Source organism: Flavobacterium sp. H122 (assembly GCF_004959765.1).
Taxonomy (GTDB): Bacteria; Bacteroidota; Bacteroidia; order Flavobacteriales; family Flavobacteriaceae; genus Flavobacterium.
The window spans coordinates 324,360-338,211 of the sequence record NZ_SJZD01000004.1 but is presented as its reverse complement, the minus strand read 5'-3'; the positions used below and the strand labels follow the sequence as shown (position 1 = coordinate 338,211).

Here is a 13,852-nt window from a genome sequence, read left to right as displayed (position 1 = left end):
GCATTCGACCACTCTGCCATTTCTCCAGTATGTCGCACCACTTCCGTAATGCGAGTGCAAATATAATGCTGTTTTTTATTTCTCCAAATCTTTTTTTGATAAAAAAGGTAATTATTTTTCTGATAATTTATAACTAATTCATTTTGTATGAATTAGAAATGGAATTTTTTTCTAATAATTTATATATTCTACTATTTCTAATCCATAACCAATCATACCAACACGTTTTCCAACGTTAGAATTAGTGATTAAGCGAAGTTTAGAAATGTCTAAGTCGTGTAAAATTTGAGCTCCAATACCATAATCTTTACTGTCAATTACAATTTTTGGTGCTTTCATTTCACCTTGTTGTTGTAATTCTTTCAATTCAGCTATTCGGTTTAATAAGCTTACAGATTGCATGTCCTGATTTACAAAAATAACAGCACCTTTTCCTGCTTCATTAATCACTTTGAACATATCGTCCAATTGTTTGTCGGCATTGTTTGTAAGTGTACCTAAAAGGTCATTATTCACTTGTGATGAATTGATACGGGTTAAAATTGCTTCACCTGTATTCCAAGTGCCTTTTGTTAGTGCAATATGGATTTGTTTGTTGGTTGTTTGCTCGTATGCTCTTAATCTAAAGGTTCCAAAACGCGTTTGGATGTCAAAATCTTCTTTTTTAACAATCAAACTATCGTGCTGCATTCTGTAAGCAACAAGTGCTTCTATGGAAACTAATTTTAAATCAAACTTTTTCGCCACTTCGGCTAATTGCGGTAAACGGGCCATCGTACCGTCCTCATTCATGATTTCCACAATAACACCTGCTGGTTTAAAACCAGCTAAACGAGCAAAATCTATTGCCGCTTCTGTATGTCCTGTTCTCCTTAAAACGCCGCCTTGTTTTGCTATTAATGGGAAAATATGTCCCGGTCTAGCTAAATCGAATGGTTTTGTCTCTGGATTTATTAATGCCTGTACTGTTTTGGCTCTGTCTGATGCAGAAATTCCGGTAGTAACACCATGACCTTTTAAATCTACCGAAACCGTAAAAGCAGTTTCCATATGATCGGTATTGTTGGTAACCATTGGGCGTAAACCTAATTCTTTACAGCGGCTTTCAGTCAGCGGTGTACAAATCAATCCGCGGCCGTGAGTTGCCATAAAATTAATCATCTCCGGAGTTATTTTTTCGGCTGCGGCTAAGAAATCTCCTTCATTTTCTCTGTCTTCGTCATCAACAACAATGATTACTTTTCCTTGTCTGATATCTTCAATTGCTTCTTCAATGGTGTTGAGCTTAATGGTTTGAATGTCCATTTTTATTCTGTTTTGCGTTGTGTGAGTTTAGTATATATTTTTTGAAATGGTTCCGTGATGAAATCAAAGTTGACATCGCCGTTATCATTTACAGCTTTTTTGGTTAAATAAATTGCTAAAGGGGTAAGGAAAATGGAAGACATCCAAGCGCCTAAAAAAGGTGCTATCTGGGACTCCTGAGCCATTTTTTTTCCAAAGGTATTCATGAAATGGAATGTGATGAAAATCAACATAGCAAATACAATAGGCAGTCCTAATCCTCCTTTTCTGATAATCGCACCTAATGGGGCTCCGATAAAGAACATCAATATACAGGCGTAAGCGATGACAAACTTTTCAAATATGGAATGCCAGTGGTTGTTGATTTCCTTTTGTCTGGATTGAAATGAAGATTCGTTCATTTCCAGATTTTGCTTGGCACTTAATAAATCACTTTCTGCAACATTTAATACTATCGGTTTTTGTTCAACCGTCAATAAAGTCTCTAAATCAGTGGTTTTTGGTTTTGTAATTTTTGTTGTATCAACATTATAATTGTTGGTTACTCCAAAACGCTGATAATTATTGTCTGCAAATGATGAAACTTCTTTTTTATATGATTTGGTTAATGAATCCAAAGAGTATCTAAGATCACTGATTTTCAGCATGGTATTGGTATTCTTGATTTCCTCCTTCAGGCTTTCATCAGTGTTCAGTTTTGACAAATCAATATTGATGTTGTATTTTTTAAAATACACTTTGGCAAAAGGTAATTTATTTCTTTCCCGGTAATCTTTAGGTGTAATGTCTTCGTAATAATAACCATCGATTAAAACCAATTGAAGCAGATTTGAATTTAAAGAAGAGATTAATTCACCTTTTTTTGATTTTATGACTGTTTTTGCACCTTCTCCAAGATTTGATTTTTTATGAATGGTAACGCCTTCAAGATGCTCTCCTTTGTCGCCTGATTTCTTTTCAACTTTGATGTTGATGTTTCCTATGTCGTTAAACTGACCTTCGGCAATAGCCATAGCGGGTTTTACCTGAGCAATGTTTTTTCTGAAATTGATGAATTTATATTCAGAGTAGGGGATGACATTGTTGGCAAAGAAAAATGCTGCCAGACTTAAACCAAAAATAAAGATAATAAGTATTTTTAGTGCTCTGAAAAATGAAACGCCTGCCGATTTCATTGCGGCAAATTCATAGTGTTCCGCTAAATCACCAAACATCATAATTGATGAAAGTAATACGGTAAGCGGTAAAACCATTGGCATTAATTTAGGTGTGGCAAAGGCTAAGAATTTGACAATCATGACTATGTCAAGGTCTTTACCTGCTAATTCTGAAATAAACAACCATACGGTTTGTAGTATGAATATAAAAAACAAGATTACAAATACCGAAGTAAATGTAATCAGGAATGATTTTAATAAGTATCTGTCAAGAATTTTCATTCGAAGGATTAATCCAGATTGTTGATGTAATAATTTGGATATTTAGATTTAACAAATGTAAAGTGATTTTTTGGTAAAGCGGTATTAGTTTTAAAAGAATTAACAGTCAGTGTAACACGTGTACCGTTTTTATTTACAGTAATAGTATTGTAAATCAGGTTGGTAGCTGTGTCAACACCTACTAAAATTTGTTTTCTGTCATCTTTTGAGCTAATAGGGGTAAGCTTTACGAATTGTATTTTTTTTCCTTTAATAGTTTGTGCAATATCCCATGAATATTTGAATCCCTTGTTGAAAAATGTCAGCATTTTTGCCGGGGTATCCGCTTCATCATCAGAGCCTACCTTAGCAATCGAAACTTCCTCGTCTTCTTTTGAAATTGTGTAGGTTTTAGCTCCGTCACACATTTTTGTTACACCTAAAAAGTTTAAAATGTATTTATTACCGCTTAAAGTTACATTTCCTTTATTGTCCTGATTGATGTTCTCTTTAGTATTTTGCAGATTATATTTGAAATCAATCTGAATGTTTTTGTAAGTTTTAACTTTTGCAGTTACTTTATCCAATAATGCTTTCGCTTTAGCTTCATTTTGTGCTTGAGCTGATAAACCAACCAATAAAATTAATAAACCAATTATTTTTCTCATTTTAATTATTGTTTTGTTCATTACTTAAAAATTGTTCCAAGGCTACCAAGTCAGGAATGTTTACTGAACGTGCTTTACTGCCTTCAAACGGACCGACAATACCGGCTGCTTCCAACTGATCGATCAATCGTCCTGCTCTGTTGTATCCTAGCTTTAATTTTCTTTGTATTAACGATGCAGAACCTTGCTGTGCAGTTACTATAACTTCTGCTGCTTCCCTGAATAATGTGTCCCTTTCAGAAATATCAATATCAAGATTTATGCCATTGCCTTCCTCGCCAATGAATTCAGGCAGCATATACGCTGTTGGATAAGCTTTTTGTGAGCCGATAAATTCGGTTACTTTTTCTACTTCAGGAGTATCAACAAAGGCACATTGTACACGTACCAAATCATTACCGTTTGAGAATAACATGTCTCCACGCCCAATTAACTGATCAGCGCCACCTGAATCCAGGATTGTTCTTGAGTCAATTTTAGAAGTTACCCTGAATGCAATTCTGGCAGGGAAATTGGCTTTGATCATACCCGTAATTACGTTTACCGAAGGTCTTTGCGTAGCAATTATCAAATGAATACCAATGGCACGGGCTAACTGTGCTAAACGGGCAATAGGTGTTTCCACTTCTTTACCTGCTGTCATAATCAAGTCGGCAAATTCATCAACTACTAAAACTATATACGGTAAGAAACGATGTCCGGCTTCCGGATTTAGTTTACGCTGTTTGAACTTGTCGTTATACTCCTTAATATTACGTACCATCGCGTCTTTAAGTAAAGAATAACGATTATCCATTTCCACACAAAGGGAATTCAATGTGGTGATTACTTTTGAATTATCAGTAATAATTGCATCCTCTGAATCAGGTAATTTGGCTAAATAATGTCTTTCAATTTTATTGAAAAGTGTTAATTCCACTTTTTTAGGGTCAACCAATACAAATTTTACTTCGGCTGGATGTTTTTTATACAATAATGAAGTCAGTACAGCATTTAATCCAACAGACTTACCTTGTCCTGTTGCCCCGGCCATAAGCAAGTGAGGCATTTTAGCTAAATCAACTACAAATGTTTCATTGGAGATAGTTTTTCCCAATGCAATAGGAAGTTCCATTTCTGCTTCCTGGAATTTAGCCGATGCAATCACACCTTTCATTGGCACCATGCTCGGGTTCTTGTTAGGAACCTCAATACCTATCGTTCCTTTTCCAGGCATAGGAGCAATGATACGGATACCAAGTGCAGCTAGTGATAAGGCAATATCGTCTTCCAGACTTTTAATTTTAGAGATACGAACACCAGCTTCAGGCACAATTTCGTATAAAGTTACCGAAGGACCAACAGTCGCCTTGATTTGCGCAATATCTATTTTATAATTGCGGAGTGTCTCTACAATTCTGTTTTTATTTTCTTCTAATTCTTCCTGATTGATAGTGATGCCGCCTGTGCCATAATCTTTTAACAAATCGATGGTCGGGAATTTATAATTGGAAAGTTCCAGTGTAGGATCAAATTCTCCAAAATGAGCTACAAGTTTGCTTGCCAGATTTTCTTCAATGATATCCTCTTCTTCAACTTGTTCAATTACCAATTCTTCAGCATGATGTACTTCGGTTAGGGGTTCAGGTTTTTTGCTGATTTCAAGCGTCAATTCTGAAGCCGTACCAATTGTTGGTCTTAATGCTTCTTTATTGATCTCAAATTGTGAAGGAGCAGTTTTTAAGGTTATTTCGCCCAATTCTTCTTCATCTTCCTCAAAATCTTTCTGATTTGGTCTTGTTGTCAGAGAGTCTGAAACCGGTTCAGTTTTATCTTCTGCTTCATTTAAGGCGTATTCTTCTAAATTATACGCAACTGAAGCATCCTTGTTCAGAGGAGTATTTAATTCTTGTTTTAATTCTGACTTCGTTTTTTCAAAAGCATCCTTAATTTTATCCGGTGATATTTTTATTTTGAAAATCAGATAGATAACGACACCAAAAAGTAATGTTAATAAAGTACCTACTTTTCCTAAATAATCCTGAAGATACAGATTCATTTCATAACCAATCACACCTCCTAATTCAGGTAATGATGTACTGAAAAAACCAAAAAGTATTGAAAGAATTATGATTACAAAAATGTCCCAAAACCATGATTTTTTTAGTTTTGAAACTGCCAGATCCAACACTAAATAAGCGCCTGTTAAAAACATCAGGCGGACAAGCAGAAATGAAGCCACTCCAAAGCCTTTATAAATAAAGAAATCAGATAAAAAAGCGCCTAGTTTTCCCAGCCAGTTTTGAACATGGGATTCACGGTCAGAGAAATTTCCTAATTCGCTTTGGTCATATTTTCCGTTTACAAAATAAGAAATGAAAGAAACACCCAGAGCTATTGCTGAAAGCACTAAAAGTATTCCCAGTGTTATTTTTTGCTGGCGGCTAGGGGACAGCTTATTTAAAAACTTAGTTTCTTCCGGTTCTACGGTGTTAGTTTCCTTCTTTTTAGATTTGGCCATTTTAGTTTTCTACTTTATAACAAAAATAAATAATCTGCCGGATTATACTAATTTTGGTATGTAAATTATCGAACCGATAGTTATTGCTGTCATTGCAGCAAAAAATACTGCTCCGGCCGCAATGTCTTTTATGAATCCGATTTTTTCATGAAAATCAGGATGTACAAAATCTGCAATTTTTTCAACAGCTGTATTCAAGCCCTCAATACTGAGTACCAGACCAAAGGCGAAGACCTGAAAAAGCCATTCTTCTTTTGTGATTTCAAAATAAAAACCAGCCAATGTCATGATGACAACCAATGAAGACTGTACCATAACACTATGCTCGGTAGTTATTAATTTATATGCTCCTTTTGCGGCAAAACCAATGCTTTTAAGCCGGCCGGTAAAAAGAGTTTCATCTTTTTGAAATTCCATTTTTATAATGCAGCTAACGCAGATTCATAATTAGGTTCGTCAACAATTTCTGATACTTGCTCAGAATATTTTACAATACCATTCTCATCCAATACTACTACGGCACGTGAATGTAAACCCGCTAAAGGTCCGTTTTCGATTGTCAAACCGTAATCATTTCCAAAAGATGCATCTTTAAAATCTGAAAGATTGATAACATTCTCTAAACCTTCAGCACCACAAAAACGGTTTTGAGCAAAAGGTAAATCACGTGAAATACATAAAACTTTAGTGTTTTCTAAAGAAGATGCTTCCTGATTAAATTTTCTTACTGAAGTCGCGCAAGTGCCTGTATCTATGCTGGGAAAAATATTTAAAACTAATTTTAATCCTTTAAAATCAGTTAAGGATTTTACTGACAAGTCAGTTGCTACTAATTTAAAGTCTTTTGCCTGTGTTCCAACTGAAGGTAAGTTACCAATTGTCGCTATTTTGTTTCCTTTTAAAGTTATTTCTGCCATAATTGAATTTATAAGGGACCAAAAATAAGCATATTTTTTTAAATATTTTTTTCAAATGAATATTGCTTAGTTAAATTAATATCGTAATATTGCAATATATAAATATGATTAAAATGGGAGCTTCTAAAACAGATTTTTTTACAGAGGAACAAAACGAGCTGGCTTTGTTGTTTAAAGCATTGGCAAATCCTGCAAGGGTTGCAATTGTAGAGTATTTATTGAAAGTGGATACTTGTATCTGTAATGATATTGTAGAAGAGCTTCCTTTAGCACAGCCTACTATTTCGCAGCACTTAAAAGAATTAAAACAGGCCGGGCTGATTAAAGGAACGGTAGAAGGGAAGTCTATTTGTTATTGTGTGGATAAAGAGACTTTGCAGAAAATGGAAAATTATTTTTCTAAAATGAGAATACACTTACAAAGTAAATGTTGTTAAATATATAAATAAGGTTATTATGAAATTATCAGAATTTAAAAAGTATTTGGCAAATACGGAAAGTTTTGCCGTACAGTTACCTGACGGGACTTTTGTTCCTGAGCATTTCCATATTACAGAAATGGGAGTGATTAATAAAAAATATACGGACTGCGGAAATACCTTCAGGGAAGAAAATTATTTTACTTTCCAGCTTTGGTATTCTACAGATACCTGGCATAGATTGACTTCAGAAAAAGTATTGAAAATTATTGCCGGGATTGAAAAGAATATAGGATTTGAAGATTATGATATTTTAGTTGAATATCAGGGAGAGAAAACGATAGGTAAATTCGGATTGGATTTTAACGGAAAAGGCTTTTTGCTGACATCAACAAAAACGACCTGTCTGGCACAGGACAATTGTGGTATTCCGGTTGAAAAAGTAAAGAAAAATTTAAACGAAATTGCGGCTTGCTGCACTCCTGAATCTAATTGCTGTTAAAAAATAATGAGAAATATTTTAGTCCTTTGCACAGGAAATAGTTGCCGCAGTCAAATTGCCCATGGCTATTTAGATTTTTTTTTGAAAGATAAAGAAGCAAAAGTATATTCTGCAGGTGTGGAAACTCATGGGGTAAATCCTAAAGCCATTGTAGTTATGATGGAAGATGGTATAGATATATCAAATCATACGTCAAATAATGTTAACGAGTATACAGGAATTGACTTTGATTATATCATTACGGTTTGTGATAATGCCAACGAACGTTGTCCGTATTTTCCATCGACAGCTAAACGTTTTCATTATAATTTTCCGGATCCAGCAAAAGCTTTGGGAACAGAAGAGGAAAACTTTTCTGAATTCAGAAGAGTGCGGGAAATGATAAAAAAATATTGTGAGCAATTTGTTAAAGAAAATCTAGGAAATTAATATTGTAGGAATATTTTTGGTAACTTTGATATATAACTCAAATTCAGTTTATTATGAAAGTTGCTACAACAATTGTGAGGATTTTGTTAGGAGCATTGTTTATTTATGCTTCATTGATGTTCTTTTTAAAAATGGCTCCTGAGCCTGAAACCACAGGTGATTTTAAAGCGTTTAATACGGGTATTGTTGCTTCGCAATACATATTGCCTTTAGCCAAGACACTTGAGTTTTTATGCGGTGTAGCGTTTTTAAGTAATCGTTTTGTGGCTTTGGCTAATTTGGTCATACTGCCTGTTGCTATTAATATTTTTATGATTAATTTTTTCATGACGCCTGAAAATTTGCCTGTAGCTGTTTTTGTGTGTGTAGCAAATGTTTTTTTGATATTTAGATATTGGGATCATTATAAAGGATTATTCCAGGCAACATAAAAAAGTCCCGATACCGGGACTTTTTTATTCTTTAATTACTTTGATTGTTTTCAATTGATTTTCTTTTTCAAGTGTTATTAAATACATTCCTTCGGATAAATCCGACATGTTGATAGATTGTGTGTTTTGTAAATCAGAAGCATTGATTTCTTTTAGTTTTTTACCTATAAGATTTGTGATAGTCGCTTTTTCAAATGAAGCATTTTCTACTGTTAGTATATTTGAAACCGGATTAGGATAAAAATTTACAGATTCAAATGCTGTTGATTGATTGTTTAAAGTTGCATTTATTGTGAATTTATAAGGATTTTGATAGCTGGCAGCAGTAGGGGAATTGGTTGTTAATTTTAAAAAATAGGTGCCTGCTGTCAGTGATCTTGAAAAATTAATAGCGCCGTTATTACTGTTTTGTATTGTACCGACTAAAGTTCCTGTGTTATCCAGAATTGAGCCTGTACCCGTACCGAAATTTTGAACAACGATATTGGCCGTGACAGCATCAGCAACTACAATTTTATAAAAGTCATTATCAGCCGAAGTAGTGTTTTCCTGCACGGTTGCATAGCCGTTATATTCTTTGTTTATATCAACTTGATAAGCCAGCTCTTTAAATTCAGGTTCGTCCAAGCCTTGCATGATCAAGTCGTAATAGCCGGGTAATTCTGTATGGTTTTCAATAATATCGTAACCTGAATTAAAATAAAACACTTTTGCAGGATAAGTTAAAGCAGGGTAATATTGATTTATTTTTGAGGATGGCTCAGCAACAACTCCGTCTGTGGTTATATTTGTCCCAAAAGCATTAGTTATTCTTCCAATTATGTTAGAAAAATCAATTAAATTATCCAAAGGTCTTTGATTTAAGCCCATGATTGAAGATTCATTTGTAATTCCATTGCAATTTATGTCTGTATTATAAAAATCAGGTATAGAAGAATTGTCATTCATGTTATTGTTGTCCTGTGTTTCATTACCGCCAAACAGGAAATGACTCTTTTCTCCGCTGTAATAATAGGTTTCTTTTAAGTCTCTGATTGCTTCTGAACTTACATCAACACCGGTAAAACCAGCTAATGAACTGTCACTGGCGTTGCTGCCTCCATGAGGTGTGCCCAGAGTAAGTAATTTGGCAACATGATGTTTGCCGTCTGATTGCCGGTTTTCACTATTTTGAATGTATTCTCTGGAACATAAACCACCCATACTGTGACCAACAAGTATTACTTTGTCTTTATCGGTGATTTGCAGAATCCGCTCAATAACTCTTTTTAAAGCGGCTCCTTGTTTTGCAATTGCTGCCTGATTGCTTAATACATCGGTATCAAATGTGCCGTCAATTTTTACATTAAAATTTACGGTATAATAATCACCTTCAATTACAGAAGTTTCAAATGCAGCAATATCAGCTCCGGAAACGGGATAGAAATTTTTATTAGCTAAAGTATTATTGTTGTCAGCATTAAGGCAAAAATCAAAACGACCACCGTAAATATAGTTATACTGTGTGTCAAAATAATCAGTAGTGGCATTCCAGGTCTCTGAACTCGAATTTAAGCCATGTATGAAAATAATAGGATACGGGGTTTTGCCTTGAAAAATTATTTTATTGTTCTCATTTGGAATCTTAGGAGATTTAAGAGCAATAATTGAATCCCCTTTTTTATAAGTGAATTCAAATTCTTTAGGACGGGATTTAAACTCAGTATTGGTGTCCTGTGAGTAAGCGGCTTCAATAGAAAATGCACTAAAAATTAGTGCATAAAGAGTCTTTTTAAACATATTCAGGTTGGTATTATAAACCTGCAATATAATTTATTTTGTTAAGAAAAAGCTTATAATTAAAAATTTTGTTATTTATTGTGTTAATTTGGTTTCAAAATGATAAAATAAAAGGTGTTTCTATTTGTCGATAGAGCCTAACACACGTTGCATGAATTCGTTTAAAGCCGTTTTCTTATCTTTTCCTTCTTTGATCAATTTTTGTACTTCCAAAGCACCATACATATTAGAAATCAATTCGCCTATAACATCTAATTCTTCGTCTTTTAAAGATTCTAATTCGGTTAAGTTTTCTAATACTTCAATGGTTTCAACGATATAATCCTGATCGTTGTTTTCAATGAATTGTGTCAAATGTTTTATTACGGGGAGTTTCATTTTAGTTTTTTTGGATATTTAGACCATTAGATTTTTAGATTATTAGAATTTTTGATATCTGTTAAAAAATGTTTCCGATTCTCTTAAAATCGAATAATCAAATAATCGAATAATCGAATAATCTTTGCAGTTAAACTATTTCATTAACTAATTCAGCTAATACTTCTGCTTTGTTGGTTTGTGTTTCGTTTACTAATTTTCCATTTACAAAAGTGGCAAAAGTCGGTAAATTGGAAACGTTAGCCAGTTTTCTTGATTCGGGTGAATTTTCAGCATCAACAATTACAAAATTTATTGTTTCGTTTTCAGTTGCCAGTTTTTTGAATTTAGGTTTCATGATTCGGCAGTTACCACACCATGAAGCAGAAAATTGAACTACTACTTTTTCGTTTTCTGCAATGATATTCTGAAGCGTATCTTCGTTTAATTCGATTAACATAGTTTTTAAAATTTAAGTAGCAATGACAATAACAATTACAATTACAATATGCAATGATTGACATTAAGCATTGTTATTGCCATTGCATTTTTATTATTAGTTTTGGCTTAAGTAAGCAGCTGTACTTAAACGGTCAGCATTCATCGCTTCTTTACCTTCCTCCCAGTTTGCCGGACAAACTTCACCTTTAGTTTGTACATGAGTGTAAGCATCGATTAAACGTAAATATTCGTTTACGTTTCTGCCTAACGGCATATCGTTTACACTTTCATGGAAAATTTTACCAGTCTCATCAATTAAGTAAGTTGCACGGAAAGTTACGTTAGAACCGTCTAATAAAATATCACCTGATTCTTCATCATATACTTCTTCAGCATCTAAAATATCCAATGCTTTAGATAAGTTACGTGTTGTATCAGCTAAAAGAGGGTAAGTCACACCTTCAATACCACCATTGTTTTTTGGAGTGTTTAACCAAGCAAAATGAACTTCGTTAGTATCACAAGAAGCACCAATTACCATTGTGTTTCTTTTTTCAAATTCAGGTAAAGCTGCCTGAAAAGCGTGTAATTCTGTCGGGCAAACAAAAGTAAAGTCTTTTGGATACCAGAAAACCAATACTTTTTTGTTGTTTTTTGTTGCTTCTTCAAGAACATTGATTCTTAAATTGTCACCCATTTCAGAGATTGCGTCTACAGTGATGTTAGGGAATTTTTTTCCTACTAATGCCATAGTTAAATTTATTTTTAGAATTATGAATTAATATTTCGATGGCAAAAATAAGTAGAAAGTTCGCACTGCAGAATGATTTTAATCACATTTATAAATTAGTCTATAAATTATCTTTATAGCGTATTTATTTTCAGGCTTATTTTCTCTCATAATCATTTATTTCCGTTTGGTTTTATATATTTGTCCGCTATTAAAAACAAAAACCAAACTAACTATATGTCTTTTTTACAATTATTTAGAAAAAAATCATTAGATACAATTTTAAAGCAAGGAGGCGACGGGGAGCATTCCGGTTTGAACAAAGTTTTGACTGTTAAGGATTTAACTTTTTTCGGAATTGCGGCAATCATTGGGGGAGGAACATTTTCAGCTATTGGAAATGCGTGTTTTTCAGGAGGTCCCGGAGTAATTTTATTATATATTATTTGTGCTGTTGCCTGTGGTTTTACCGCCATGTGTTATGCCGAATTTGCTTCACGTGTACCGGTTTCGGGAAGTGCTTATACCTATGCCTATGTTTCATTTGGTGAGTTATTTGCATGGATTATCGGTTGGGCATTATTGATGGAATATTCCATCGGTAATATTTACATTGCCTTTTCATGGAGTGGTTACTTCACAAATTTATTGGAATCTTTTCATCTTCATTTGCCTGAATGGCTGACGATTAACTATAAATCGGCTCATGCGGCCTTTTTAGAAAATAAAATGGGTGAAGGACTTTTAGCCTGGCAAAATGCTCCTCAAATAGGCGGGTTAAGGATAATTTTTGACATGCCGGCCGTTGTGGTTAACATATTGATTACTTATTTGATTTATAAAGGTACCAGTGAGTCTAAAAATGTAAGTAATTTTATGGTGTATTTAAAATTGATTATCATTTTACTGGTAATTATTGTTGGTGCTTTTTATATAGATATAGACAATTGGACGCCATTTATGCCAAACGGGTTTAAAGGAGTTATGGCAGGAGTTTCCGCAGTATTTTTTGCTTATATAGGTTTTGATGCTGTTTCAACTTTAGCTGAGGAAAGTAAAAATCCACAGCGTGATTTACCTAAAGGAATGATTTATTCATTAATTGTTTGTACGGTTGTGTATATTATTTTAGCCTTAGTATTAACTGGAATGGTAAAATACGATTTACTAGGTGTTAGTGATCCGTTAGCCGAGATTTTTGCAATCAAGGGGATGAAATGGATGTTATTTATAGTTTCTATTGCTGCGGTGGCGGCAATGACAAGTGTGATGCTGGTATTCCAAATGGGACAGCCACGTATTTGGATGACTATGAGCCGTGACGGACTGATGCCTAAAAAATTCTCGGAAATTCATCCTAAACACAAAACACCAGGGTTTGCAACAATTATTACCGGTGTTGTAGTAGGATTGCCTATTTTCTTTACAGACGAGAACTTCGTATTGGATTTTACCAGTATAGGGACTTTGTTTGCCTTTGTTTTAGTTTGTGGTGGTGTATTAATGCTTTCGCCGCAAAGCGAAGCTGAATTAGCAGAAAGAGCAACAAAAGGAAAATTCAAAATACCTTATATAAACTCCAGATATATATTCCCTGCATTTGTTGCCGGTGCAGCGATATTGATTAATTATTTGTATCCAACATATTTTGCAGAAACTCTAAATATTTCTGAAGGGAATATGGCTACTAATTTACCATTAATCATTTTCTTTATTTTTACGATTATTATGTCAGTTGTGGCATTTATAAAACATTTGTCGTTAATACCGCTTTTAGGGCTGATTTCATGCTGTTATTTGTTAACAGGTATGGCGGTTTCAAACTGGAAATGGTTTGGAGTATGGTTGGTGATCGGGTTAGTGATTTATTTAGCATACGGATTCAGAAAAAGTAAACTAAATAAAAACAGAATTGAAGCTACTATTGAAGATTAAAATTGAATCCCGGTTATTTCA

General features: G+C 34.0%; 15 protein-coding genes. 5 read left to right on the top strand and 10 right to left on the bottom strand.

Features of this window, described 5'->3' with window-relative positions:
* Window positions 1–171: 171 nt before the first annotated feature.
* The 6 genes from ribB to tpx are packed head-to-tail and all read right to left on the bottom strand — an operon-like array spanning window position 172 to window position 6,808.
* Window positions 172–1,305: a 3,4-dihydroxy-2-butanone-4-phosphate synthase gene (gene ribB / locus EZM65_RS08565; protein ID WP_136668136.1), complete on the bottom strand. Its 1,134-nt coding sequence runs from the start codon at window positions 1,303–1,305 to the stop codon at window positions 172–174.
* Window positions 1,306–1,307: 2 nt separating this feature from the next.
* Window positions 1,308–2,744, bottom strand: coding sequence for an LptF/LptG family permease (locus EZM65_RS08560; protein ID WP_136668135.1), 1,437 nt, complete (start codon window positions 2,742–2,744; stop codon window positions 1,308–1,310).
* A gap of 8 nt (window positions 2,745–2,752) precedes the next feature.
* The gene (locus EZM65_RS08555; protein ID WP_136668134.1) at window positions 2,753–3,391 is read right to left on the bottom strand and encodes an outer membrane lipoprotein carrier protein LolA; all 639 of its coding nucleotides are present in this window, start codon (window positions 3,389–3,391) and stop codon (window positions 2,753–2,755) included.
* Window position 3,392: 1 nt separating this feature from the next.
* Entirely contained in the window at window positions 3,393–5,891 is a 2,499-nt protein-coding gene (locus EZM65_RS08550; RefSeq protein ID WP_136668133.1) for a DNA translocase FtsK, read from the bottom strand.
* Between the two features lie 42 nt (window positions 5,892–5,933).
* Window positions 5,934–6,308 (bottom strand): diacylglycerol kinase, encoded by a 375-nt coding sequence (locus EZM65_RS08545; RefSeq protein WP_136668132.1) that lies wholly within the window; start codon window positions 6,306–6,308, stop codon window positions 5,934–5,936.
* Window positions 6,309–6,310: 2 nt separating this feature from the next.
* On the bottom strand, window positions 6,311–6,808 hold the full coding sequence (gene tpx, locus EZM65_RS08540) for a thiol peroxidase (RefSeq protein WP_136668131.1): 498 nt from the start codon (window positions 6,806–6,808) through the stop codon (window positions 6,311–6,313).
* Window positions 6,809–6,921: 113 nt separating this feature from the next.
* On the opposite strand from tpx, the gene EZM65_RS08535 reads away from it, so the two are divergent.
* Genes EZM65_RS08535 through EZM65_RS08520 form a run of 4 tightly spaced genes read left to right on the top strand, consistent with a single transcriptional unit; the run spans window position 6,922 to window position 8,589 of the window.
* The gene (locus EZM65_RS08535) at window positions 6,922–7,245 is read left to right on the top strand and encodes a helix-turn-helix transcriptional regulator (protein ID WP_136668146.1); all 324 of its coding nucleotides are present in this window, start codon (window positions 6,922–6,924) and stop codon (window positions 7,243–7,245) included.
* Window positions 7,246–7,264: 19 nt separating this feature from the next.
* A complete protein-coding gene (locus EZM65_RS08530; RefSeq protein ID WP_136668130.1) occupies window positions 7,265–7,729 on the top strand; it encodes a DUF6428 family protein in 465 nt (154 codons plus the stop codon).
* Window positions 7,730–7,735: 6 nt separating this feature from the next.
* On the top strand, window positions 7,736–8,158 hold the full coding sequence (locus EZM65_RS08525) for an arsenate reductase ArsC (RefSeq protein ID WP_136668129.1): 423 nt from the start codon (window positions 7,736–7,738) through the stop codon (window positions 8,156–8,158).
* Between the two features lie 53 nt (window positions 8,159–8,211).
* Window positions 8,212–8,589, top strand: a complete 378-nt coding sequence (locus EZM65_RS08520; RefSeq protein WP_136668128.1) for a DoxX family membrane protein — start codon at window positions 8,212–8,214, stop codon at window positions 8,587–8,589.
* Between the two features lie 24 nt (window positions 8,590–8,613).
* Here EZM65_RS08520 and EZM65_RS08515 read toward each other — a convergent pair whose 3' ends face one another.
* The 4 genes from EZM65_RS08515 to EZM65_RS08500 form a co-directional block, all read right to left on the bottom strand.
* Window positions 8,614–10,368 carry an alpha/beta fold hydrolase gene (locus EZM65_RS08515; RefSeq protein ID WP_136668127.1) on the bottom strand — a complete coding sequence of 585 codons (1,755 nt, stop codon included), beginning with the start codon at window positions 10,366–10,368 and terminating at the stop codon, window positions 8,614–8,616.
* A 120-nt stretch (window positions 10,369–10,488) separates the two neighbouring features.
* Window positions 10,489–10,746 carry a hypothetical protein gene (locus tag EZM65_RS08510; RefSeq protein ID WP_136668126.1) on the bottom strand — a complete coding sequence of 86 codons (258 nt, stop codon included), beginning with the start codon at window positions 10,744–10,746 and terminating at the stop codon, window positions 10,489–10,491.
* Window positions 10,747–10,876: 130 nt separating this feature from the next.
* Window positions 10,877–11,185: a co-chaperone YbbN gene (locus EZM65_RS08505; RefSeq protein ID WP_136668125.1), complete on the bottom strand. Its 309-nt coding sequence runs from the start codon at window positions 11,183–11,185 to the stop codon at window positions 10,877–10,879.
* A 96-nt stretch (window positions 11,186–11,281) separates the two neighbouring features.
* Window positions 11,282–11,917 (bottom strand): peroxiredoxin, encoded by a 636-nt coding sequence (locus EZM65_RS08500; RefSeq protein ID WP_136668124.1) that lies wholly within the window; start codon window positions 11,915–11,917, stop codon window positions 11,282–11,284.
* Between the two features lie 216 nt (window positions 11,918–12,133).
* Between EZM65_RS08500 and EZM65_RS08495 the strand changes: the two genes are divergently transcribed.
* Window positions 12,134–13,831 (top strand): amino acid permease, encoded by a 1,698-nt coding sequence (locus EZM65_RS08495; RefSeq protein ID WP_136668123.1) that lies wholly within the window; start codon window positions 12,134–12,136, stop codon window positions 13,829–13,831.
* Window positions 13,832–13,852: the final 21 nt, after the last annotated feature.